Genomic DNA, 22767 nt, shown 5'->3' on the forward strand with positions numbered 1-22767 from the left:
CCATAATTATAAAATGACTGGTGATTCTTACCAAAAAATAGCCAAAGGATGGAATAAAATGATGGAAGCTAAGAGTCGGCTAAAGGATTTGGACAGGATTGACCGCAACATTCTTAATGAACTGCAAAAGGATGGCAGGATTTCGAATGTTGAGTTGTCCAAGCGAGTTGGCCTGAGTCCTACACCGTGTCTGGAACGGGTTCGTCGCCTCGAGCGACAAGGTTATATCGAAGGATATGCCGCTATTCTGAACCCTCATTATCTGGACGCATCTCTGCTGGTGTTTGTAGAGATAACCCTCAATCGCGGGGCGCCTGATGTGTTTGAACAGTTCAACAAGGCTGTTCAGGTACTCGAAGAGATCCAGGAGTGTCATCTGGTTTCCGGTGACTTCGACTATCTGCTCAAGACCCGAGTCAGCGACATGTCGGCTTACCGCCGTCTGTTGGGGGAAACCCTGCTGCGTCTGCCCGGTGTCAATGACACCCGCACCTACGTGGTGATGGAAGAGGTCAAGCAGAGCAGTCGTCTGGTGATCAGCACCCGATAAAGCAGGTTATGCCGTGGTATCTTTTCCATATGAGACACCATGACAGTCAGAAACGAGCGGCCGGTCCGCTCGTTTCTTCTTGTAAAGATAATTGCAAATATGGCCCCGTCCCATCAGGCTCTGGCTGACAATCGATGGGCTTTTCGGGGATACTAGGCCCCCTTATTTCCTGCATTACATGTTTTCAGAAAGGAGCCGGAGTTTGGCCGATAAAAAGCTGTTTACTCCTTTATCAGGTACACAACGGATCTTCGAAGCCGTCTTGATCGCCATCACCCTGATGGCTGCTTATCTTCTGCTTGCCCTGTTGTCCTATCATCCCGCTGATCCCGGCTGGTCCCAGACCTCCTGGCAAGGGGAGGTGAAGAACCTCGCCGGTAGTGCCGGTGCCTGGCTCGCCGACATCACCATGTTTACCTTTGGTGCCTTCTCCTATCTGGTGCCGCCGCTGGTGGTGCTGCTGGGCTGGAGTCTGTTCTGGCGCCCGAGCCGTCTGCTCGATGTGGATTACCTCACCCTGGGGGTGCGGATCATCGGCTTTATCCTGACTGTGCTCGGCATGTCGGCCATTGCCAGCATGAACTTCAACGATATGCAAAACTTCTCCGCCGGTGGTCTGGTGGGGGATGTGATCGCTTCTGCAGTAGTGCCGCTGTTTGGCGGCGTCGGGGCCAACCTGATGCTGCTCTGCTTCGTGGCAACCGGTATCACCCTGTTTACCGGCTGGTCCTGGCTCACCATCGTCGAGCAGATTGGTGCGGCCTGTACCGGTTCGGTCAGCGCTGTTTACCACTTCCCGACCACCCTTGGCCGCTGGCTGACCGGTGGCTGGCGTCAACCCCGCAACGAGGGGCCGGATCCCTTGCTGGAAGGCGGGGTAGGGGCCATCGCGTTTGATGACGAGGAAGATGAGCCGCATACCAGCTGGACTCGCAAGCCCAAGGCCAAGAATCAGAAGGCTGCCGCCGAAGAGTGGCTGCCGGAACTCGACGACGATACCTTCGAGTTCGATCCCCAGTTTGATGATGAAGATGACGAGCCAGCTCCGGCTGCCAAGCCTAAACGTGCGGTGGCGGCCGCCAATGGTCGCCGCCAGCCGGTACTGGCTGTGGCCGATGACGATGATGAGGACGATCTGGATCTGCCCTGGGCCGAAGGGGACGACGAGGTTGCCGCGCCGGTAGCCGTCGCACCGACCAAGCCCAAGCGTCGTCCGCAATCTACGCTGCCGCCGTTGCCGAGTATCGAACTGCTCGACCGTCCACCCGCCAAGACCCAGATGATGAGCAAGGATGAGCTGGATCGCATGGGCCGTCTGGTGGAGGCCAAGCTTGCCGACTACAACGTGCAGGCCAAGGTGGTGGGTGTCTATCCGGGCCCGGTCATTACCCGTTTCGAGCTGGATCTGGCGCCGGGCATGAAGGCGAGCAAGATCACCAACCTCTCGCGCGATCTGGCCCGTTCCCTCTCTGCCAGCAGCGTGCGGGTGGTGGAAGTGATCCCGGGGAAAACCTATGTCGGTATCGAGCTGCCCAACCGGGTGCGCCAGACCGTTTACCTGCGCGAAACCCTCGACTGCGATGCTTTCCGCGATAGCCGCAACCCGCTCACCATGGGCCTGGGTCAGGACATCGCAGGGGAGCCGGTGGTGGTGAACCTGGCCAAGATGCCGCACCTGCTGGTGGCTGGTACCACAGGTTCCGGTAAGTCGGTGGGGGTCAACACCATGATCATCTCGATGCTCTACAAGTCATCCCCCGATGATCTGCGCTTTATCATGATCGACCCCAAGATGCTGGAACTCTCGGTCTACGAAGGGATCCCGCATCTGCTGACCGAGGTGGTGACCGACATGAAGGATGCCGCCAACGCCCTGCGCTGGTGTGTGGGCGAGATGGAGCGCCGTTACAAGCTGATGTCGGCAGTCGGGGTGCGCAACCTCAAGGGCTACAACGACAAGGTACTGGCTGCCATCGAGGAGGGGGAACCCCTGCTGGATCCGTTGTGGCGTCCGGGTGACTCCATGGATCAGATGCCGCCGGAGCTGGAGAAACTGCCCCACATCGTGGTGGTGGTGGACGAATTTGCCGACATGATGATGATCGTCGGCAAGAAGGTGGAAGAGCTGATCGCCCGTATCGCCCAGAAGGCGCGGGCCGCCGGTATTCACCTTATTTTGGCGACCCAGCGTCCGTCAGTGGATGTGATTACCGGTCTTATCAAGGCCAACATCCCGACCCGTATTTCGTTCCAGGTATCGAGCAAGATCGACTCGCGCACCATCATCGATCAGGGCGGCGCCGAATCTCTGCTCGGTATGGGCGACATGCTCTACATGCCGGCCGGTACCTCCAACCCGACCCGGGTACACGGTGCCTTTGTCGATGACCACGAAGTGCACAAGGTGGTGGCGGATTGGAAACTGCGCGGCGAGCCGAACTACATCGAGGAGATCCTCTCCGGTGAGTCGGGTGGCGAAGGTGGCAGCGGCGAATATGGCAGTGGTGGCGATGAAGAGCTCGACCCCCTGTTCGACGAAGCGGTTGCTTTCGTGGTGGAGTCCCGCCGTGGCTCGACCTCCAGCGTCCAGCGCAAGTTCAAGATTGGTTACAACCGGGCAGCCCGTCTCATCGAGCAGATGGAGAATCAGGGCATCGTCAGCTCACCGGGTGGCAATGGTCAGCGCGACGTGCTGGCACCGCCGCCGGTGCGGGACTAAGCCTCACCGTTTCATACTATCCCTGGCCATGCCCTCCGCGGGCGTGGCCTTTTATCGAGAGCGTCTTTATGAAGAGCGTGATGAAAAAACAACTGTTGATGGGTACCGTGCTGCTGATGGCCAGCAGCCAGGTGTGGGCCGATGCGGCCAGTGATCTCAAACAGAAGCTGGCGGGGGTGAGCCTCTTCTCCGCCAAATTTGCCCAGACCGTCTATGACAGCAAGGGCAAGGAGCTGCAAAAGGCCAGCGGCGATCTGCTGGTGCAGCGGCCAAACCGTTTCAACTGGCACACCACCTCGCCGGACGAGAGCCTGATCGTGGCCGATGGTCAGGATGTCTGGGTCTATGATCCCTTCGTCGAGCAGGTCACCGCCCTCAAGCTGAAAGATGCGGTGCTCAACACCCCCTTTATTCTGATCGCCGGCAATGACGACAAGTTCTGGAAGAACTATGACGTGACCCAGCAGGGGGATATCTACACCGTCACCAGCCGCAACAAGGATGAGCTGATCGCCTCCTTCCGTGTCACCTTCGACAGACAAGACAACATCAGTCGTTTCGATGTGAAAGAGGCGCAAGGGCAGTGGAGTGAATTCACCCTGAGCAGCTTCAACCGCAAGCCGGTGCTCAAGGGCAACGAATTTGTTTTCAAGATCCCGAAGGGGGTCGAGCTGGACGACCAGCGCTAATGAGCAAGCGGTCGTTGGATTGCTCGCCACTGCGCCAGTCAAAGGTGTGTGGCGTGACGCTGGGTGGTCAATACAGATGAGTAACTTGTCGCTGGATTTCTCATCGGACTTTCGTCCGCTGGCGGCCCGGATGCGGCCGCAAAACCTCGACCAGTATATCGGTCAGCAACATATCTTGGGGGCTGACAAGCCCCTGCGCAAAGCCATTCTGGCGGGTCACTGCCACTCGATGATCCTGTGGGGGCCACCCGGGACCGGCAAGACCACGCTGGCGGAGTTGATGGCTCACTACTGTCAGGCGGAAGTGGAGCGACTCTCTGCGGTCACCTCCGGTATCAAGGAGATCCGCGCCGCCATCGACAAGGCGAAGGAGAACAGCTGGCGCGGGGTGCGCACCATTCTGTTTGTGGATGAGGTGCACCGCTTCAACAAGAGCCAGCAGGATGTGTTCCTGCCTCACATCGAAGATGGCACCATCACCTTTATCGGTGCCACCACCGAAAATCCCTCGTTCGAACTCAACAACGCACTGCTCTCACGAGCCCGGGTCTATCTGCTCAAGCGGCTGGAGGAGAGCGATATTCTCGCCATGCTCGATCAGGCGATGACCGATCCCCGTGGTCTCAATGATCCGGCACTCACCTTCGCCCCCGGCGTCAAAGAGGCGCTGGCCAAGGCGGTGGATGGGGACGGGCGTAAATCCCTCAACTATCTGGAGCTGTTGGCCGACATGGCCGAAACCGACAGCACAGGGGCGCGGGTGATCGACAGTACCCTGCTCGCCGCCGTGGTGGGGGAGCACGTGGCCCGCTTCGACAAGGGAGGCGATCACTTCTACGACCTCATCTCTGCGGTGCACAAATCCATTCGCGGCTCGGCGCCGGATGCGGCACTCTATTGGTACGCCCGCATGGTGAGCGCCGGTTGCGATCCCCTCTATATAGCCCGCCGCTTGCTGGCGATTGCCTCGGAAGATGTGGGCAATGCCGATCCCCGAGCCATGCAGGTCGCCCTGTCGGCCTGGGATTGCTTCCATCGGATCGGTCCGGCGGAAGGGGAGCGGGCCATCGCCCAGGCGATCGTCTATCTCGCCTGTGCCCCGAAAAGCAATGCGGTCTACACCGCCTGGAAGGCGGCGCTTCATGATGCCAAAAACCTCCCTGACTTCGAGGTGCCGGTGCACCTGCGCAATGCGCCGACCAAGCTGATGAGCGATCTGGGCTATGGCGCCGAGTATCGCTATGCCCATGATGAGCCGGGCGCCTATGCTGCGGGCGAGCAGTATTTCCCGCCCGAGCTGGCGGGCAAGCAGTACTACCAGCCCACCGATCGCGGCCTTGAAAAGCAGATTGGCCAGAAGCTCGATTACCTCCATGAACTGGACAGGCAAAGTCCGCAGCAACGGGGCAAATAGCCCCTTTATTACCTCGCATGGCTGAAAATTGGTCAGGCGTTTGAATATGCAGGACGGTTTGCGTGCCAAAGTCGGTAAAAACGACACAAATAGTCCCTGTTCGGGCGGGGGGGCGGTCTGCTACACTGCCCGTCTGACCCCGCTTGTCTTGGCCTTGCGCCATCTTCTTGATCTCGAAGGCCTGATAGTTAAGGCCCGATTCTGAAGACGATTGGGGTGCGCCAACCGATGTTAACTTCCGGATCTGTTTCCCAGCCCGTCATGACGACTCAGGCCCAGATCCCATTTTAAAAAAGTAGGTAAACCATGCTGGATCCCAAATATCTGCGCAGCGATATCGAAGAGGCTGCCGCTCGTCTGGCGACACGTGGCTACGTTCTGGACGTAGCGGCTGTCAACGCTCTGGAAGAGAAACGCAAGGATCTGCAGTCCCGTACCCAGGAGCTGCAGGCCGAGCGCAACGCCCGCTCCAAATCCATCGGTGAAGCTGCCCGTCGTGGTGAAGATGTTGCCCCGCTCAAGGCCGAAGTGACCAAGATCAACGACGAGCTGGAAACCAGCAAGGTCGAGCTGGATGCCCTGCTGGCCCAGCTGAAAGCCATTGCCGACGCCATCCCCAACCTGCCAAGCGAGACCACGCCGGTGGGCCGTGACGAGAACGACAACGTGGAAGTGCGCCGCTGGGGTACCCCGCGCGAGTTCAGCTTCCCGGTACGCGATCACATCGATCTGGGCGAAGCGGCCAAGGGCGTTGATTTCAAGAACGGCGTCAAACTCTCCGGTACCCGTTTCGTGGTGATGAAGGGTCAGATTGCCCGTCTGCACCGTGCCCTGGCTCAGTTCATGCTGGATCTGCACACCCAGCAGCACGGTTACACCGAGTGCTACGTGCCCTATCTGGTGAACCCGGACAGCCTCTATGGCACCGGTCAGTTGCCGAAATTTGCTCAGGACCTGTTCAACACCGGTATCGAAGGTGAAGGAGAAGAAGAAGGCAAGCTGCGCAAGTTCTCTCTGATCCCGACCTCCGAAGTGCCGCTCACCAACATGGCCCGTGACGAGATCTTTGACGCCCAAGAGCTGCCAATCAAGATGACCGCCCACAGCCCCTGCTTCCGCTCTGAAGCCGGTTCCTACGGTCGTGATACCCGTGGCCTCATTCGTATGCACCAGTTCGACAAAGTCGAAATGGTTCAGCTGGTTCACCCGGAGAAATCCTGGGATGCGCTGGAGGAGATGGTGGGTCACGCCGAGAAGGTGCTGCAACTTCTGGAGCTGCCGTATCGCGTGATGGCGCTCTCTACCGGTGACATGGGCTTCTGCGCTTCCAAGACCTACGATCTGGAAGTGTGGCTGCCGGCCCAGAATACTTACCGCGAGATCTCCTCTGTCTCCAACTGCACCGACTTCCAGGCGCGCCGCATGCAGGCTCGCGTGCGCATCGACGGCAAGCCGCAGCTGCTGCACACCCTGAACGGCTCCGGTCTGGCGGTGGGTCGTACCCTGGTTGCCGTGATGGAGAACTACCAGCAGGAAGATGGTCGCATCGCCATCCCGGCTGCGCTGCAATCCTACATGGGTGGCCTGACCCACATCGGGTAAGCTCACGCCGCTGACCACAACGCCATGGCATTGCCATGGCGTTGTGCATTCTGGCGCCGATCAACCGTTTTAGTGCTGAAAAAATGCGGCTTTTCGGCGTCGCTTTGAACAGTTAACACATTTTTATCAAGCAATGCGCAATCGTTTTTGTTAGACTGCGCCGCAATTTCGCAGGACATCTTTTTCTATGGTCTGGATTGATTACGCCATCATCGGCATCGTCGGTTTCTCTGCTCTCATCAGCCTGGTGCGCGGCTTCGTCAAGGAGGCCATGTCTCTTGTCACCTGGTTCGTCGCCTTCTTTATTGCCAGCCATTTCTATCCCGATCTCGCCGTCTATTTCACCTCCTTCTCCGACGCGCTGGTTCGCAACGGTCTGGCCATCGCGGCGCTGTTTGTGGCGACCCTGATCCTCGGCAGCGTGGTCAACTATGTGGTGGGCCTGTTGGTGGACAAGACGGGTCTCTCCGGTACCGATCGGGTGCTGGGGGTCTGTTTCGGTGCAATTCGCGGGGTGCTGATCGTCAGTGCCCTGCTTTTTTTCATGGATACCTTCACCAGCCTCTCCCAGAGAGACTGGTGGGTGGCGTCCAAGCTGGTGCCGGAGTTCAAGCCGGTGATCCAGTGGTTTTTCGGGTTCATGTTGAACTCATCCAGTTTTCTTAAACAGGTATAGTGACTTCGAGGTAGCAAAGACATGTGTGGTATTGTCGGTATAGTTGGCACCACCCCCGTCAATCAGGCCCTCTACGACGCCTTGACGGTGTTGCAGCACAGGGGACAGGATGCCGCCGGGATTGTGACCATTGATAGTGGAAACTTCCGGCAACGCAAGGCCAATGGCCTGGTGAAGGACGTGTTTGAAGTGCGCCACATGCAGCGTTTGCAAGGGAACATCGGCATAGGTCATGTCAGATATCCCACCGCAGGCAGCTCAAGTGCCGCTGAAGCCCAACCTTTTTATGTCAACTCTCCCTACGGCATGGTGCTGGCCCATAACGGTAACCTCACCAACGCCAAGGAGCTCAAGGAGCAGCAGTTCAAGGTCGCCCGCCGCCACATCAACACCACCTCCGACTCGGAAGTGTTGCTGAACGTGCTGGCCCACGAGCTGGATCGCTGTGACAAGATGGCCCTGCGCCCCGAAGATATCTTCGCCGCGGTGCGCAGAACCCATCAGCAGATCCGCGGTGCTTATGCGGTGGTCTCGCTGGTGATTGGCCATGGTCTCATCGGTTTTCGCGATCCCAACGGCATTCGCCCACTGATCCTCGGTCGTCGTCAGGACGAGCAGGGCCAGGTGGAGTACATGCTCGCCTCCGAGAGCGTGGCGCTCGACGCCATCGGTTTCGAAACGGTGCGGGATATTGCGCCGGGTGAAGCTATCTACATTACCGAGCAGGGCCAGCTCTTCTCCGAGCAGTGTGCGGAGAACCCGCAGATGAGCTCCTGCATCTTCGAATACGTCTACTTCGCCCGTCCCGATTCGTGCATCGACAAGGTCTCGGTCTACGCCGCCCGCCTCAACATGGGTCGCAAGCTGGGTCAGAAGATTGCCCGCGAGTGGGAAGATCTCGACGTCGATGTGGTTATCCCCATCCCCGAGACCTCCTGTGACGTGGCGCTGGAGATCGCCCACACCCTGGATCTGCCATACCGTCAGGGCTTCGTGAAGAACCGCTACATCGGCCGTACCTTCATCATGCCGGGCCAGACCCAGCGCAAGAAGTCGGTGCGCCGCAAGCTCAACGCCATCAGCTCCGAATTCAAGGGCAAGAAGGTGTTGCTGGTGGATGATTCCATCGTGCGTGGTACCACGTCCGAGCAGATCATCCAGATGGCCCGTGAAGCGGGGGCAGCCAAGGTCTACTTCGCCTCGGCGGCGCCGGAAATTCGCTTCCCCAACGTCTATGGCATCGACATGCCCACCGCCAACGAGCTGATTGCCCACGGCCGTGAAGTGGAAGAGGTGTGCAAGCTGATTGGCGCTGACGGTCTGATTTTCCAGGATTTGGAAGATCTGGAAGCCGCCGTACGGGAGATCAACCCGGATCTGCGTCACTTCGAGACCTCGGTCTTCAATGGCCACTACGTCACCTCCGACGTGGACCAGTCCTATCTGGATCACCTCAATGCCCTGCGCAACGATGACACCAAAGCGGTGCGTGAATGGCAGGAAGGCACCAGCAATCTGGAAATTTTTAACGAAGGCAGTTAAACGTTTGCGGTTTTGCCGGATGGGATAGCGAGATGGGGGCCAGTGGCCCCCATTGTCGTTTTTGCCTCGCACCAGCAGAAGGGGTAGGGGGTATCTGTTTGAAAAACATCCGTTTATCTTGCCGGATATGGGCATGGCCAGCGGGATCCGCTAGCATAGGCGGCAACATATATGATCGATACGCTTTTAAGAGACGAGAGTTCAGATGGATGATCTGCTAGCCCCAGTGCGCCAGTTTTTGCAGTGCGAGACCCCGGATGAGTGGGTGGAGATGGCGCGGGATCCGGCCCGTTTACCGACCCTGCTCATCGATCACGCCAACTGCGAGACCAAGGCCGCACTCACTGCCCACAGTCTGGTGCGCCGCTACTGCCTGCCTAAGGGCAAGCGCCATCTGCTGCCCAAGCTGGAGTTCTATCGCGAGCTGGATGCCATTCCGGAGAAGGCCGAGATCCTGGGCAAACGCAGCATGGGGGAGTCTGATCGCACCGTCTTTGCCGAGCTGGAGCGCAATCCACTGCTGTTTCCCATGGTACGGCTCATTCAGGAGGAGCTGCATCACTTCGAGCAGGTGCTGGAGATCATGCAGGCCCGCGGCATCGAATACGGGCCGGTGACGGCCTCCCGCTATGCCCGCCAGTTGATGCAGCATGTGCGCACCCATGAGCCTGCCACCATAGTCGACAAGATGATCATCGGCGCCTATATCGAGGCCCGCTCCTGCGAGCGCTTTGCCAAGCTGGCGCCCCATCTGGACGAAGAGCTGAGCCGCTTCTATGTCTCTTTGCTGCGCTCCGAAGCGCGCCACTATCAGGATTACCTGAGCCTGGCCGAACAGTACGCAGGGGAGGATATCAGCGAACGGGTGGCCTTCTTTGGCAAGCTGGAAGCCGAGCTAATCTGCTCGCCGGATCCGCAGTTCCGGTTCCATAGCGGCCTGCCTGTCACATCTGACAGTTGTTGACGCACAGGGGGCAAACTACTATTGCCCTGTTCCTACTACGAGCGACAAGTAGTTACTTTTGAGCGCAATTCCCGGCCCTGAGCCGGGATCTTTTTTTCTGTCGTACCTCCTTCCTGCTTTTGGCGCTCTATGCTGAATCCCTGGCTATTTTTGCGTCTTCCCCTTGCGATGAAATCCTGTTCGATCAGCCGGTTATTGTGGTGATAAAGTGCTCATTCAAGTGGCTCACCCTTGTAGAAACGGGCGAAACCGTGTACTTTTTTGCCTTCGCAAGATTTGAATAACCAATCAATAGGAGCGTGTATGCGCATTGTTCTGTTGGGGGCTCCGGGCGCCGGCAAAGGTACCCAGGCTCAGTTCATCATGGAAAAACACGGTATTCCCCAGATCTCCACCGGCGACATGCTGCGTGCGGCGATCAAAGCGGGCACCGAGCTCGGTCTGAAAGCCAAAGCTGTGATGGACGCAGGTCAGCTGGTCTCTGACGACATCATCATCGGTCTGGTCAAAGAGCGCATCGCTCAGCCGGACTGCGCCAAAGGCTTCCTGTTGGACGGTTTCCCGCGCACCATTCCCCAGGCGCAAGCCATGAAGGACGCCGGTGTCGTGGTTGATTTCGTGCTGGAGTTCGATGTGCCGGACGAAGAGATCGTCAAGCGCATGAGCGGCCGTCGCGTTCACTCCGGCTCCGGCCGTACCTACCACGTGGTGTTCAACCCGCCGAAAGTGGAAGGCAAGGATGACGTGACCGGTGAAGATCTGGTGATCCGCGCCGACGACGAAGAGACCACAGTACGCAAGCGTCTGGATGTATATCATCAGCAGACCGCGCCGCTGATCGGTTTCTACGGCAAAGAGGCGGAAGCGGGCCACACCCGTTACGTCAAGATCGACGGCACCCAGCCGGTTGATCTGGTCAGCAAGCAGCTTGCCACCATTCTGGGCTGATCTTTGCTGCCGGCACTGTTTCCCGTGCCATCAGATAAATAAAGAGAAGGGCCCTGTCGGGCCCTTTTTGCATAATGACAGATAGACAGGAAGCCAACGTGACCACGAAAACCGGAATATTGCTGGTCAATCTGGGTACCCCAGCCGCACCGACCACCGCTGCCGTCAAAGCGTTCCTCAGCCAGTTCCTGCACGATCCCCGTGTGGTTGACCTGCCCCGCTACCTCTGGTGTCCGCTGCTCCACTTCATCATCTTGCCGACGCGCTCGCCCAAAGTGGCCAAGCTCTATCAGCAGGTGTGGACCGAGCAGGGCTCGCCGCTGATGGTGATAAGCAAGCAGCAGCGCGCCGCGCTGGAGCAGGAGCTCAAGCGGGAGGGGGTCGAGGTGCCGGTAGAGCTGGCGATGACCTATGGTTCCCCGTCAGTGAATGATGGCTGGCAGGCGCTCAAGGCCAAAGGGGTCAACCGGGTGATCCTGTTGCCGCTCTATCCGCAATATTCGGTCAGTACCACCGCCTCGGTCTTCGATGCCTGGGGCAAGGCAATGAAGAAAGAGCGCAATCTGCCGGTGGTGCGGCTTATTCGTGATTATCACGCCCACCCCGAATACATTCAGGCGCTGGCCATGAGCGTGCGCCGTCACTGGGAGCAGCACGGTCAGGGTGATCACCTGCTGATGTCGTTCCACGGCATTCCCGAGCGCTACGAGAACGAAGGGGACCCCTATGGTCACCAGTGTCGCCATACCGCCAGCTTGCTGGCCGAGGCGCTCGGGCTGGAGGCCGGGCAGTGGACGGCCAGTTTCCAGTCCCGCTTTGGCAAGGAGGAGTGGCTCAAGCCCTACACAGACGTGACCATCGCCGGTATGCCAGCTGCGGGCATCAAGCGGCTCGATGTAATTTGTCCTGCCTTTGCCGCCGACTGCCTCGAAACCCTCGAGGAAATTCAGGTACAGAACCGGGAGGTCTTCATGGAGTCCGGTGGCGAGCGGTTTGAATATATTCCGGCCCTCAACAGCGATCAGGCCCACATCAGGATGATGGTCTCGCTCATTTGCCGCGAATTGGCATGAGTGACCGGCAGTCAGTCAAACAAGGAGTCGAGTCATGGTACATATCACGCTGATCTACGCAGGACTGCTGGGGCTGCTGTTTTTGGGGCTATCTTTCTGGGTGGTCAAACGCCGCGCCCAATTCGGGGTGATGATAGGGCAGGGGGAGGCCCCCGAGCTGCTGGCGGCGATCCGGACCCACGGTAATTTTGCCGAGTATGTGCCGCTGACCCTGCTGCTGATGGCGCTGTGCGAGCTCTCCGGTGCCGGTGCGCTCTGGCTGCATGCCGGTGGCGCCATGCTGTTGGTTGGCCGCATCCTGCATGCCATCGGCATCCAGATCCCCAAAGCCCCCAATGTGCCCCGTTTTCTGGGCACCTTGCTGTTCTGGCTCGCTCTAGGGCTCTTCTCGCTGCTGGCTCTGTTGCAAGGCATGGCGGCCGCCTGAAAACCGGCGCTTTTTTATGCTATGGAGCCACCCCGGACGGGGTGGTTTTTTTATGGTAAAAAGGCAAACGTTTTTCCTTGCAAGCCTTGTCTATACTGACTCCATTATTTAAACAGGGCGACTTTTCGGGGCGGCGGATTGTGTTAAAATCCCGCCCCTCTTTCCCCCAGAGCACAGAACATTGCCATGAAATTTCCCGGTCAGCGCAAGTCCAAACACTACTTCCCTGTCGACAGACGCGATCCCCTGGTTCCGCAAAATCCCTTGTTAACCGAACTGGGCAAAGCCTACGTTGTCGGGATTGATCAGACCCTGGTTGATATTGAAGCCCATGTGGATGAAGACTTTCTGACCCGTTATGGTCTGAGCAAGGGGCACTCCGTCGTCATCAACGACGACGTGGCCGAACGGATTTATGACGAGCTCAAGGCCAACAACATGGTAGTGAGCGAGTTTGCCGGTGGCACCATCGGCAACACGGTACACAACTACTCGGTACTGGCCGACTCCCACTCCATCCTGCTGGGTGTGATGAGTCAGGACATTCGCATCGGTTGCTACGCCTACCGTTATCTGTGCAACACCTCTTCCCGCGTCAATCTGGACTATCTGCAGCCGGTGGATGGCCCCATCGGCCGTTGCTTCACTTTCATTACCGAGTGCGGCGAGCGCAGCTTCGGTATCAACGCCGGCAAGATGAACCAGCTGGATGTGCAGCACATTCCGGAGGATGTGATCAAAGGGGCATCTGCCCTGGTGATCACCGCCTATCTGGTGCGTGGTGACGATGGTGATCCGATGAAAGAGGCGGCCATGACCGCGGTGCGTTATGCCCGCGAGGCCGGTATTCCCGTGGTGCTGACCCTGGGCACCCGTTTCGTCATTGACGAAAATCCCCAGTGGTGGCGCGACTTCATTGCCGAAAACGTGACCGTGCTGGCCATGAACGAAGACGAAGGTGAAGCCCTGACCGGTATCGCTGATCCGCTGGGTGCGGCCGACAAGGCGCTCGACTGGGCCGACATGGTGCTCTGTACTGCTGGCCCCATCGGCCTCTACATGGCGAGCTACACCGACGAGGACTACAAGCGCGAGACCACTCATACTCTGTTGCCGGGCGTTATCCCCGAGTTTAACATGTATGAGTTCAGCCGCCCGATGGCCCGTGCCAAGTGCCGCAAACCGGCCCGTATCTACTCCCACATCTCCCCGTACATGGGTGGCCCGGAGAAGATCAAGAACACCAACGGGGCAGGGGATGGCGCCCTTTCCGCCGTGCTGCACGACATGGTGGCCAACTCCTATCACCGGATGAATGTGCCCAACTCCGCCAAGCACATCTCCGAGTTCCTGACCTACTCCTCACTGGCCCAGGTGTGCAAATACGCCAACCGTGTCAGCTACGAGGTGTTGGCCCAGAGCAGCCCCCGTCTTTCCCGCGGTTTGCCGGAGAAAGAGGACAGCCTGGAAGAGGTTTACTGGGAGCGTTGATCTCCTGAATCCGCAAGACGCCTCCATCGGGAGGCGTTTTTGCAGGCAAATGGGAGTTATCCCGGCTTTTTTCCCGGAATAACCCCAATATGCTTGAGTCCATGTCACTTTTACGACACCATTTGGCCATCGTATTGTCGCCCGACAATGCCGCAGCACCCGAAAGAAAGAGAGAATCCCATGAGCATGCTTAACGACAACCTTGACGCCAATTTCCAACTGTTTATCGAACAAGTCCGCGAGTCGGGTCAGGTGTGGGGTCTGCGCTATGGGGAAGACTGGGTCGTCTGCCGCTCCGCCGAATTTGAAGATGCCGACGTGATGCCGCTCTGGTCTGCCGAAGAGGACGCCCGTCTGCACTGCGTCGACGAGTGGGCCGATTACGAGCCGGAAGTGATCGATCTGGAAGAGTTTCTCGATATCTGGATCAACGATCTGGATGAAGATGATGTGCTGGTCGGCCCGAACTGGAACGCCGATCTGGAAGGTCAGGAGCTCGAACCCATCGAGCTGGCCAAGGCTCTGGTTGAACTGGACGCCTGAAAGCGCCTCCATTGATGGCCTGAACGCACAGGCCATCGGGACAAAGACCGGCATCCGTGAGGGGGCCGGTCTTTTTTATGGTCGAATGGCCCGATTGATGAGTTAAAAGCCGATTTGCCTTTGCACCTGTCAGGGGGATGGTCCATCATCAACCTTTTGCCAAGGGAGGAGCGCCATGTTTGTATTCGACGTAACGGGAGCTGCGGGTGAGAAGGCCAGCATTCGGGTGCAGGCGCTGGATTGGGCGCAAGCCGGACCTGTGACCTTCCAGTGCGATGATGATCAGCTGGCGGTCGTGCTCCTGAGCGGTTGTCGTTGCGATGCGGTAGGCTTTTTCAACCTGTTGGCGGGGTGTAAACCGCTCTATATCGAGCAGTGGCTCAGCTATCTGCAGGAGAGTGGTCGCATTGGCAAGTGGAGTCACCAGACCGAGAGTCCCGCCGATGGGGACTATCTGGCCAGAGCAGGTCTGGAGCACGATGAACTCAATGCCCTGCTTGGCCAGGTCTATCAGGTGGCGGGGTTCAATCGCCTGCAAATCAACCGTTACCTCAAAAATCGCCACAACCCCACCACGCTGGCAACCCGTTACGATCAGAAAGAGCTGGAGCGTTATCGCCAGCTCAATGACATCATTCTGACCCTTTTGAAGCTGAAGCATCCTCAGTAAAGAGCCCCAGCTGGCTGATATCCGGTCGCAGCGGTTGCGGCCGGGCGATCAGATAGCCCTGCAAGCCATCCACGTACATCCCCTGCAGCAGCTGTTTCTGGCCAAGCTGTTCTACCCCCTCTGCAATCACCTGACACCCCATCCGATGTGATACATCGACGATCATCCGCACGAACTGCTGGTTGGTCTGATCCTGCTCCAGCCCGGTGATCAGGGCAGGGTCCAGCTTGATATAGTCGGGCTTGAGCTCGCGAAACAGGGTAAAGGAGCCGATCCCTTTGCCGAAATTGGCGATGGCCGAGCGGCTGCCGTTGCGGCGCAGCAGTTCAAACACCCGCTTGGCGCCGGTCAGGTTGCGCTCCAGATGCTCTTCATCCAGTTCGAACACCAGATTGGCGCTGGTATTGGGATCTTTGAGCAGCTGGCGGTCAAGCCAGATCAGGAAGGCGCTGTTTTGCAGCAGGTTGGGGGAGAGGTTGATCCCCCAGCGACTCTGGTTGGCACCAAAGGCCCGGTACTGACGCATGATGTGGGTAATGACCAGCTGCTCCAGCCGCATCACCATATCCAGGCGCTGTGCCATGGCAAACAGGGTGTCGGCGGGCAGGGCGGTGCCGTCATTGCCGCTGAAGCGGGTGTAGATTTCGTTGTAAGCCAGCATGCTGCGGTGCAGGGGCTGGATCGGCTGGTAGGTAAAGCTGAGTCGCTCCTGTGCCAGCACTTCGGTCAGCACGTCGCGCCAGTGGTGTTGCCCCTGTAGCTCGGAGGCGCTGTCATCTTGCTGGATGGCCCAGCCGTTGATGGTTTCGGTCTGGGCGCGAGCCAGTGCCAGATCCGCTCTGGCCAGCACGGCTTCGATTTTTTGGCCGCTGCTGAGCTTGGTCAGCCCCGAGTAACCGGTGCTCTCCAGCTCGTGCTGATCCTGATAGTGATCGAAGGCCACCTTCAAATCCTGCCCCAGCAGATGGGGGGGAATATTGGCCACCGGTTGCACCAGCACGGCGAAATCGGCCCCCGAAATGCGATAGACCTGATTGCCCGGGAAGCGGCTTACCACCCGCTTGATAAGGGCCGCCATGTCCTTGATGTAGGCATCACCAGATTGGAAGCCGCGCTGGGCGTTGATCTTGCCAAGCTCAGTGGCACGGATCAGCACCAGGGTTGCGGTCTGGGTGTCCTGATCCCGCTGCAGCAACTCGGTCATGTCGCGGCGAAACGCGTGGCGGTTGAGTAGCTGGGTCAGCTCGTCGGTGGTGGCCAGGTTGCTGAGCTCGGTCAGCTGGCGATGGGCGCTCTGCTCGGCGCTTTCGAACTGCTCCAGCAGCTGTTGCAGCACCTCCTGGGAGGCGGGCTCATCGAGTTGTGAGGGATCCCGCCCCCTGATCGCCTTGACCCAGGTGAGCTCCTGATGCTGGAGCATGCCATCCATGGTGCGTATGGCCAACATCAACAGCAGGATCATGCCAAGCAGTGTAGTGGCCAGAATAATGGCCAAAGTGAGCGGTGTGCTCTGAAGGGCCAACCAAACTGCTTGCAGGAGCAGCAGGGGTATGGTCACTATGGTGGCGATCAGAAAGAGGGTACGTCCGAGCTTGTGAACCATCTTGTCATCCTTGAAGTGGCTGCTTTGTGGGGGAATTTTAACCAAGCTGGCGGAGCAAAGCATGCTATTCCTCGCAACTCGGTGAAAAGGGTCAATTGAGATCGGTTAAATGTGAGTGAAACCACTTTCACAGGTGCCGAAACAGGCGAAGATGAGTTGAAAATAGATCAAACAAGGCAGAGGTAAATCATGTTGTTAGAGCCCGAAAATAGTGCCAAAGCACGACAATTATTGAACCAGAGTATGGCACTGGTGCTGGCGGGTGGACGTGGTAGTCGCCTGAAGCAGTTGACTGACAACCGCGCCAAGCCTGCCGTTCATTTCGGTGGCAAATTCCGGATCATTGATTTTGTGCTCTCCAACTGTATCAACTCGGGGATCCGCCGCGTTGGTGTAGTCACCCAATACAAATCTCACAGCCTGCTGCGTCACCTGCAATCGGGCTGGTCCTTCCTGCGTTACCAGATGAACGAATTCATCGACCTGCTCCCTGCCCAGCAACGGGTGGACGAGGTGCACTGGTATCGCGGTACCGCCGATGCCATCTATCAGAACGTCGATATCATCCGTGACTACGGCCCCAAATACCTGGTGGTGCTGGCGGGGGATCACATCTACAAGATGGATTACGCCGCCATGCTGCTCGACCATGTGCGCCTTGGCGCCAAGGTGACTGTGGCTTGTATCGAGGTGCCGCGGGCCGAGGCATCGGCCTTCGGGATCATGGATATCGACGAGCAGCGCAAGATCCGCGCCTTCGTCGAAAAACCGGCCAATCCGCCCGCCATGCCGGGTTGCGAAGATCGCTCGCTGGCCTCCATGGGGATCTATATCTTCGAGGCGGAGTACCTCTATCAACTGCTGGAGGAGGACATTCACAATCAGGACTCCAAACACGACTTCGGGATGGATGTGATCCCCCGCATCGTGGAGGAGGGGCTGGCATTTGCTCACCCCTTCAACATGTCCTGTGTCGGGGCGCGCGAGGGGCAAAAGCCCTACTGGCGTGACGTGGGTACGCTGGACTCCTTCTGGGAAGCGAACATGGATCTCGCCTCCGTGTTGCCCGAGCTCGATATCTACGATCAGAACTGGCCTATCTGGACCAGCCAGACCCTGACGCCACCAGCCAAGTTTGTGCAGGACCGCAACGGTCAGCACGGCATGACCATCAACTCCATGTTCTCGGGCGGTACCATCGTCAGCGGGTCGTTTGTGCTCAACTCGGTGCTCTTTACCAATGTGCGGGTGCACTCTTTCTGTACCCTGGATCAGGCCATCATCTTCCCCGGGGTCGAGATTGGCGCCGGTTGCCGTCTGCGCCGGGTGGTTGTGGACAAGGGATGTGTGCTGCCCGATGGGCTGGTGGTGGGCGAGAATGCCGATGAGGATAGCCGCCGCTTCTACCGCTCCGAGCAGGGGATTGTGCTGGTGACCAAGGAGATGCTGGACAAGCTGGTTTGAGGAAACCCCTTGAAACTGTGTCAGACGCTGTAATGCAAAGGGAGCCAATTTGGCTCCCTTTTTCATGCTGGTGAATGGCGAGGATTACTCGCTAACCACTGCTTTGGCGGCCATCACCATGGCGGTGCCGTGCTTGCCACCGGCGGCGGTCACTTGCGATACGCCATCTTCATCGGTGTCGCTGCCGGTACCTTCGATGATGTTCTCACCGGAGTCACCGATCCACTCGGCCATCTGCATGCCACCGTTGACGGTGCCACGGAACCAGCTGACGTACTGACCGGTCAGCTTGGCCAGCTCCAGCTCGGGCGCCTTCTCGGCCCCTTCGTTGCGCAGGTTCAGCATGGCTGAGCGCAGTGCGCCGGAGATGGCAGCCTGGGTCCAGGGAGTGTATTCACCCTGTTTACCCGCCAGCCAGGTGCCCGCCTTGGCATTGAAGTAGGCCTTGTCAGTGGCGATGAACAGCTCGCGGGCAGCGGTGCGGTACTTGGCATCGGAGGTAGCGAGGAAGGCGGCAGTCAGACCACGGATGGCGGCGAACTGTGCATCGATGGAGTGGCCTGCGTCGAGCTTGCCACCCAGGGTGATGCCGTCATGCACCAGACCATTTTTACCCTTGAGGTTGGCAAGGATGAAATCGGCCTGTTTGCGGATAAGCTCGAGCGCCTCTTGACCCTGCTTGGTCTTGAGGTTCAGCTCGCCATTGTCACCGGCGGCGTAACCGACCGGCAGCGCATCCTGAGCGCGCTGGAAGATCTGCAGGGCGACCAGTGCGTAAGCGGCGTCAAAGGTGGTGACGTGCTTACCCTGTTTGCCTGCCTGCCAGCTGTCGACCAGGGTGCCAGCCTTGGCATCAAAGTGCAGGGCCGCCAGGTTCTTGAAGGTGAGGTTGGAGAGATTGATCGCCAGCGAGAAGGCATCGCTGCCCGCGACCGCTTTGCCCAGGTCATTGGTCTTGTTGGCAGCCGGTGCGGCGGCAAACGGCGCACCGTCAAACACGGCGTGGAAGGCCGGGTTCTGGTTGGTGTTGGCGCTGCGCTGATCGCTGAAGGCATAGAACTCGGAGAGCGGCCACAGCATCATCCAGGCATCGCGCAGCTGGGCGGAACCATCCACCACCTCCAGCTTGCCGATGGCACCGGCATCGTTGTTGCTGGTTTCGGTCACTTTCACCTGATGGGGGAAGTAAATCACGCCCTTGGCCGGATCGTACTGCGGGGTGATCTTGGCACCCAGTTGCTTGCCATCGAAGCCGAGCTGGTTCTGCATGATGGCCAGCTTGTCGATGGATTGCTCGGTCAGCATCATGCCGTTGAAACCATCGGCGGCAGAGACGCCCAGCTTGTGTTTGCCATCCTGATCCATGGTGGCGGAGGCGGCTTCTACCTCTTCATCGGTCTCGGCCACGTGCATGCCGCCGAGGAAGTCTTGCGACCACATCACCTCTTTGAGCAGGATACCGCCCACCGCTGCGGGCACCAGCAGGTTGTCGCTGCCGCTCCAGCGCAGGGTGCTGTAGTCGCGGAAGTAGGCTGGCACCTGGGTCTTGACGGTTTTCTCGGTCCCTTTGGCGGTCTTGATGGTGATCTGGTCGCCATTGACCGGGGTGGCGTTGACGGCCTGGGCAAACTCCGGATTGGCGGAGGCGTAGGGCAGGGAGAGGGGATACATGCCCTGCGGCACTTCATCGGCCGGGAAGCCAACGGCGTCGGCCATGGCCAGCACTCGTTGCCCCAGAGAGGCCATGGTGCCACCACGAGCCAGGTTTTGCGGCCCGTTTACCAGATGCGGGCCCATGCCGGATTGGTAGTTGAGGGCGTACATCGCCTCTTCGGAGTATTCGTAGGATTCGATGCCGGCAGCGAAGTCGAACGGGGTCGGCTCATCGGCACGGTTGGCATCCAGCACATCCAGATCCAGCCCCAGCGCTTCGGCCAGCGGCTCACCGGAGAGCTCGAATTCGGTATAGGCCAGCATGTTGGCGGCGGTATTGAATGTCTTGTCTTCGACTTTGACGGCAGCGTGTGCGGCGCCGCTGATCAGTGCGCAGGCAATCGCCTGAACCAGTACGGTTTTTCTCATGTCCCTTCTCACCATTGGTTTTATTATTGACGCTTCTCATGACGAATCTAAATGAGAATGGTCTGCATTATGCTATGTTGAGGGTGACTTGAGAAGTAAAAAACCGCCCTGATCGGTAGCACGTTAAAGCAGACGTGCGCTGTCGAAGAGGACGGTTATCTGTTTATTGCGCTGAAAGTGCCGGTGCGGCGGGGGTCAGAGCAGCTTGAACGGGATGACCAGACGGCCTGGCTCCACCTTGAGGGCTTCGACCTTCTCCTTGATCCTGGCTTCGTTCTTGCGGCTGTTGTCGAGGCGATAGACCGGGGTCTGCGACAGGAACAGGGAGAGCGACTGATTGAAGGTGGGCAGCAGCGGGGTGAGGGCGGCCCCGATATCGGCCGGCTCGGTCTTGACCGAGACCAGCTCAAGGTCGCGCAGATAGATGGCGCCTTGATCGGCCACATAGTCCGGGCGTGCGCTCAGGGCAAAGCGGATCTTCATCTGCTGGCTGCCAAGGGGGCTGCTCACCTGCAGGTCGCCAGCGGCGTCCAGCTCAATGCGATCTGCTTGTTTGCGGCCGATACGGCTCTGCATCTCATCCAGACGGATCTTGCTCGACATGATGCCGGGGATCCCCAGCTGTTTTTCAAAAGAGACCTGATCTTTGAGGTACTGGTTGATTTCGGCCTCGCTGACGTTGTACTGGGTCAGGGAGCAGGCCCCCAGCAGCAAGGCGAGGGGGAGTAACAACAGCTGTTTCAACATGATGGATTCCGCTTGGGCAACTATGATGGCGCTATCTTACGCGATAACGGGCGTGGAATGAGAGCCTCATACCGTGGGAAATCACGGAGTTGCTGCATTCCCGATTGTTTTTTGGCAACCGCCGGGTTCATCATCGAAGGGTGAGCGGAATAGGGCTGAGCTGTTGGCTGCGGGCGCAGGTCTACGCCTGAGCAGAGAGAGAACAGAGAGCGAGAAGAGCACAGAGAACGAGGAGAGCGTAATGGTTCGGATGGGCAAGGTTGGCCGCAGGGCGCTGCTGTGGCTTGGCTGCATGATGGGACTCTGGAGCCCGTCGTTGTGGGCCGAGGTGAAGGTGATCCCGGTCTTCGAGGCGCAGGCGGCGGTGCAGACCCTCAAGGAGATCTATCCCCAGCTTGGGGTCAGCGCCATGGGGAATCAGCTGGTGCTGAGCGGGACGCCAGCCCAGCTGCAGGAGGCCGAAGCCACGCTGGCGCAGATCAACCAGCCACCGCAAAGCCTGCTTATCGAGTGGCGGGTCGATGGTGCCTCCAGCGGTCAGCAACTGGGGGGCTCAATCAGTCGCGACGAGGCCAAGCGGCAGTGGCTGCTCGATGGCAACGCCCAGCAGTACCAGCGCAGCCAGAACGATAGCTGGCAGGTGCGCGGGCTGTCGGGCCGTCCCGTGCTGCTGCAGATGGGCTCCTATCAGCCGGTCACCTTCTATCAGTGGAACGGGGGCACCGTGGTGGGGATGATGCCGCTGGTGAACGGCCTCTATGCCACGGCCACCTTGATTGGCGATCGGGTGCAGATTGCGCTGAGCAGCGAACAGGCGAGGCTGGATCAGGGCACCATCAATCGTGGGCAGAGTGCCACCGAGGTGAGCGGGGCCCCGGGCCAGTGGCTGACGGTGGGGGAGCTCTCGACCAGCTCAGCGGATCAGGGAAGCAGCTTCGGCACCCAGCTACAGGGCGGGCGAGGCAGCCAGAGCGAGCGCCAGACCCTGCAGATCCGGGTCACTCGTCAATAGGTGTCAGCCCCGTCAGTGGGGCTGATCTGCGGCATATTCCCGTAGCTGGCGACTGCGCAGCAGATACCAGAGCGCCCAGAGGCTGGCGACCAGCACCAGTGCGGTGGGCCAGCTGAATGACCACTTCTGCAGATTGAGGCTGTGCAACTGCATCAGCAGGCCGCTGACGGCAGAGCAGAGCAGCAGCAGCGGGCTGTGGCGCCGGAGTCTGGCGCGAATGCTCTGGGTCTGCTGATAGGTGCCCCCGCAGGCGAGCAACGCCAGCATGGCGGGTACGTCGGTCAGCAGGCTGATGTAGAGGGTGATCTTGTCCGGATAAAAGAGGGTCAGGATCTCGCTGCCGCTCTCGCGGGTCACTCCCGCCATCAGAAAGAGCCAGACCGAGCGGGTCAGCAACAGGGCGATGGGCCAGAACCAGAGAGGCGGGCGCAACTGGCCGTGATCGTCATATCGGTGTTCGGGGTAGAGGGTCATGGTTGCCCGTTATCCACTTGAATTGAGTGATGAAGGGGATATGGGGCGACGAAGCGCCCTTTGCAAGGCGTTGGGTG

General features: G+C 58.9%; 21 protein-coding genes. 16 read left to right on the top strand and 5 right to left on the bottom strand.

Annotated features, from left to right (window positions below):
• Window positions 1-58 precede the first annotated feature (58 nt).
• The 5 genes from lrp (at window position 59) to serS (ending at window position 6974) form a co-directional block, all read left to right on the top strand.
• The gene (gene lrp / locus VF684_RS13720) at window positions 59-550 is read left to right on the top strand and encodes a leucine-responsive transcriptional regulator Lrp (RefSeq protein ID WP_005300047.1); all 492 of its coding nucleotides are present in this window, start codon (window positions 59-61) and stop codon (window positions 548-550) included.
• 202 nt (window positions 551-752) lie between these two features.
• Window positions 753-3269 carry a DNA translocase FtsK gene (locus VF684_RS13725; protein ID WP_376898489.1) on the top strand — a complete coding sequence of 839 codons (2517 nt, stop codon included), beginning with the start codon at window positions 753-755 and terminating at the stop codon, window positions 3267-3269.
• Between the two features lie 80 nt (window positions 3270-3349).
• A complete protein-coding gene (gene lolA, locus VF684_RS13730) occupies window positions 3350-3958 on the top strand; it encodes an outer membrane lipoprotein chaperone LolA (RefSeq protein WP_139440995.1) in 609 nt (202 codons plus the stop codon).
• A gap of 76 nt (window positions 3959-4034) precedes the next feature.
• Entirely contained in the window at window positions 4035-5372 is a 1338-nt protein-coding gene (locus VF684_RS13735) for a replication-associated recombination protein A (RefSeq protein WP_139440996.1), read from the top strand.
• Window positions 5373-5678: 306 nt separating this feature from the next.
• A complete protein-coding gene (gene serS, locus VF684_RS13740; RefSeq protein ID WP_005351225.1) occupies window positions 5679-6974 on the top strand; it encodes a serine--tRNA ligase in 1296 nt (431 codons plus the stop codon).
• Window positions 6975-6976: 2 nt separating this feature from the next.
• Here the strand turns inward: serS and VF684_RS13745 are convergent, their stop codons facing one another.
• Window positions 6977-7153, bottom strand: coding sequence for a hypothetical protein (locus VF684_RS13745; RefSeq protein ID WP_155395816.1), 177 nt, complete (start codon window positions 7151-7153; stop codon window positions 6977-6979).
• An 8-nt stretch (window positions 7154-7161) separates the two neighbouring features.
• Between VF684_RS13745 and VF684_RS13750 the strand changes: the two genes are divergently transcribed.
• The 9 genes from VF684_RS13750 (at window position 7162) to VF684_RS13790 (ending at window position 15308) form a co-directional block, all read left to right on the top strand.
• Window positions 7162-7650, top strand: coding sequence for a CvpA family protein (locus tag VF684_RS13750; protein WP_257724838.1), 489 nt, complete (start codon window positions 7162-7164; stop codon window positions 7648-7650).
• A 21-nt stretch (window positions 7651-7671) separates the two neighbouring features.
• The gene (gene purF, locus VF684_RS13755; RefSeq protein ID WP_005351229.1) at window positions 7672-9192 is read left to right on the top strand and encodes an amidophosphoribosyltransferase; all 1521 of its coding nucleotides are present in this window, start codon (window positions 7672-7674) and stop codon (window positions 9190-9192) included.
• Window positions 9193-9397: 205 nt separating this feature from the next.
• Entirely contained in the window at window positions 9398-10156 is a 759-nt protein-coding gene (gene miaE, locus VF684_RS13760) for a tRNA isopentenyl-2-thiomethyl-A-37 hydroxylase MiaE (protein ID WP_005346385.1), read from the top strand.
• Between the two features lie 303 nt (window positions 10157-10459).
• Window positions 10460-11104: an adenylate kinase gene (gene adk / locus VF684_RS13765; protein WP_005337083.1), complete on the top strand. Its 645-nt coding sequence runs from the start codon at window positions 10460-10462 to the stop codon at window positions 11102-11104.
• Window positions 11105-11202: 98 nt separating this feature from the next.
• The gene (hemH, locus tag VF684_RS13770; RefSeq protein WP_201913274.1) at window positions 11203-12177 is read left to right on the top strand and encodes a ferrochelatase; all 975 of its coding nucleotides are present in this window, start codon (window positions 11203-11205) and stop codon (window positions 12175-12177) included.
• 34 nt (window positions 12178-12211) lie between these two features.
• Window positions 12212-12604: an MAPEG family protein gene (locus VF684_RS13775; protein ID WP_201913273.1), complete on the top strand. Its 393-nt coding sequence runs from the start codon at window positions 12212-12214 to the stop codon at window positions 12602-12604.
• Window positions 12605-12790: 186 nt separating this feature from the next.
• Window positions 12791-14095 carry an inosine/guanosine kinase gene (locus VF684_RS13780; RefSeq protein ID WP_005337079.1) on the top strand — a complete coding sequence of 435 codons (1305 nt, stop codon included), beginning with the start codon at window positions 12791-12793 and terminating at the stop codon, window positions 14093-14095.
• A gap of 180 nt (window positions 14096-14275) precedes the next feature.
• The gene (locus VF684_RS13785) at window positions 14276-14638 is read left to right on the top strand and encodes a DUF2750 domain-containing protein (protein ID WP_005337077.1); all 363 of its coding nucleotides are present in this window, start codon (window positions 14276-14278) and stop codon (window positions 14636-14638) included.
• A gap of 175 nt (window positions 14639-14813) precedes the next feature.
• A complete protein-coding gene (locus VF684_RS13790) occupies window positions 14814-15308 on the top strand; it encodes a hypothetical protein (RefSeq protein WP_005337075.1) in 495 nt (164 codons plus the stop codon).
• Here VF684_RS13790 and VF684_RS13795 read toward each other — a convergent pair.
• A complete protein-coding gene (locus VF684_RS13795) occupies window positions 15271-16911 on the bottom strand; it encodes an EAL domain-containing protein (protein ID WP_376898484.1) in 1641 nt (546 codons plus the stop codon). The genes VF684_RS13790 and VF684_RS13795 overlap by 38 nt on opposite strands.
• Before the next feature lie 189 nt (window positions 16912-17100).
• Here VF684_RS13795 and glgC point away from each other — a divergent pair, with 189 nt between their 5' ends.
• A complete protein-coding gene (gene glgC / locus VF684_RS13800) occupies window positions 17101-18375 on the top strand; it encodes a glucose-1-phosphate adenylyltransferase (RefSeq protein WP_139429679.1) in 1275 nt (424 codons plus the stop codon).
• Window positions 18376-18459: 84 nt separating this feature from the next.
• On the opposite strand, the gene VF684_RS13805 is transcribed toward glgC, so the two are convergent.
• A complete protein-coding gene (locus VF684_RS13805) occupies window positions 18460-20457 on the bottom strand; it encodes a hypothetical protein (RefSeq protein ID WP_376898482.1) in 1998 nt (665 codons plus the stop codon).
• Between the two features lie 195 nt (window positions 20458-20652).
• The gene (locus tag VF684_RS13810; protein WP_150388961.1) at window positions 20653-21204 is read right to left on the bottom strand and encodes a lipoprotein; all 552 of its coding nucleotides are present in this window, start codon (window positions 21202-21204) and stop codon (window positions 20653-20655) included.
• A gap of 292 nt (window positions 21205-21496) precedes the next feature.
• Here VF684_RS13810 and VF684_RS13815 point away from each other — a divergent pair, with 292 nt between their 5' ends.
• Window positions 21497-22216, top strand: a complete 720-nt coding sequence (locus tag VF684_RS13815; protein WP_372592597.1) for a hypothetical protein — start codon at window positions 21497-21499, stop codon at window positions 22214-22216.
• A gap of 12 nt (window positions 22217-22228) precedes the next feature.
• Here the strand turns inward: VF684_RS13815 and VF684_RS13820 are convergent, their stop codons facing one another.
• Window positions 22229-22690 (bottom strand): DUF2919 domain-containing protein, encoded by a 462-nt coding sequence (locus tag VF684_RS13820; RefSeq protein WP_042023947.1) that lies wholly within the window; start codon window positions 22688-22690, stop codon window positions 22229-22231.
• Window positions 22691-22767: the final 77 nt, after the last annotated feature.

Source organism: Aeromonas sp. Lyrl_2, from assembly GCF_051948815.1.
Taxonomy (GTDB): Bacteria; Pseudomonadota; Gammaproteobacteria; order Enterobacterales; family Aeromonadaceae; genus Aeromonas; species Aeromonas veronii.

What these genes read in the sequence shown, in the direction of transcription:
- lrp (WP_005300047.1), top strand. Translation starts at nt 59, where the DNA reads ATGATGGAAGCTAAGAGTCGGCTAAAGGATTTGGACAGGATTGACCGC.
- VF684_RS13815 (WP_372592597.1), top strand. Translation starts at nt 21,497, where the DNA reads ATGATGGGACTCTGGAGCCCGTCGTTGTGGGCCGAGGTGAAGGTGATC.
- VF684_RS13810 (WP_150388961.1), bottom strand. Translation starts at nt 21,204, where the DNA reads ATGTTGAAACAGCTGTTGTTACTCCCCCTCGCCTTGCTGCTGGGGGCC.
- serS (WP_005351225.1), top strand. Translation starts at nt 5,679, where the DNA reads ATGCTGGATCCCAAATATCTGCGCAGCGATATCGAAGAGGCTGCCGCT.
- VF684_RS13805 (WP_376898482.1), bottom strand. Translation starts at nt 20,457, where the DNA reads ATGAGAAAAACCGTACTGGTTCAGGCGATTGCCTGCGCACTGATCAGC.
- VF684_RS13795 (WP_376898484.1), bottom strand. Translation starts at nt 16,911, where the DNA reads ATGGTTCACAAGCTCGGACGTACCCTCTTTCTGATCGCCACCATAGTG.
- adk (WP_005337083.1), top strand. Translation starts at nt 10,460, where the DNA reads ATGCGCATTGTTCTGTTGGGGGCTCCGGGCGCCGGCAAAGGTACCCAG.
- VF684_RS13790 (WP_005337075.1), top strand. Translation starts at nt 14,814, where the DNA reads ATGTTTGTATTCGACGTAACGGGAGCTGCGGGTGAGAAGGCCAGCATT.
- VF684_RS13785 (WP_005337077.1), top strand. Translation starts at nt 14,276, where the DNA reads ATGAGCATGCTTAACGACAACCTTGACGCCAATTTCCAACTGTTTATC.
- VF684_RS13750 (WP_257724838.1), top strand. Translation starts at nt 7,162, where the DNA reads ATGGTCTGGATTGATTACGCCATCATCGGCATCGTCGGTTTCTCTGCT.
- VF684_RS13745 (WP_155395816.1), bottom strand. Translation starts at nt 7,153, where the DNA reads ATGTCCTGCGAAATTGCGGCGCAGTCTAACAAAAACGATTGCGCATTG.
- purF (WP_005351229.1), top strand. Translation starts at nt 7,672, where the DNA reads ATGTGTGGTATTGTCGGTATAGTTGGCACCACCCCCGTCAATCAGGCC.
- lolA (WP_139440995.1), top strand. Translation starts at nt 3,350, where the DNA reads ATGAAAAAACAACTGTTGATGGGTACCGTGCTGCTGATGGCCAGCAGC.
- VF684_RS13775 (WP_201913273.1), top strand. Translation starts at nt 12,212, where the DNA reads ATGGTACATATCACGCTGATCTACGCAGGACTGCTGGGGCTGCTGTTT.
- VF684_RS13735 (WP_139440996.1), top strand. Translation starts at nt 4,035, where the DNA reads ATGAGTAACTTGTCGCTGGATTTCTCATCGGACTTTCGTCCGCTGGCG.
- miaE (WP_005346385.1), top strand. Translation starts at nt 9,398, where the DNA reads ATGGATGATCTGCTAGCCCCAGTGCGCCAGTTTTTGCAGTGCGAGACC.
- VF684_RS13780 (WP_005337079.1), top strand. Translation starts at nt 12,791, where the DNA reads ATGAAATTTCCCGGTCAGCGCAAGTCCAAACACTACTTCCCTGTCGAC.
- VF684_RS13820 (WP_042023947.1), bottom strand. Translation starts at nt 22,690, where the DNA reads ATGACCCTCTACCCCGAACACCGATATGACGATCACGGCCAGTTGCGC.
- glgC (WP_139429679.1), top strand. Translation starts at nt 17,101, where the DNA reads ATGTTGTTAGAGCCCGAAAATAGTGCCAAAGCACGACAATTATTGAAC.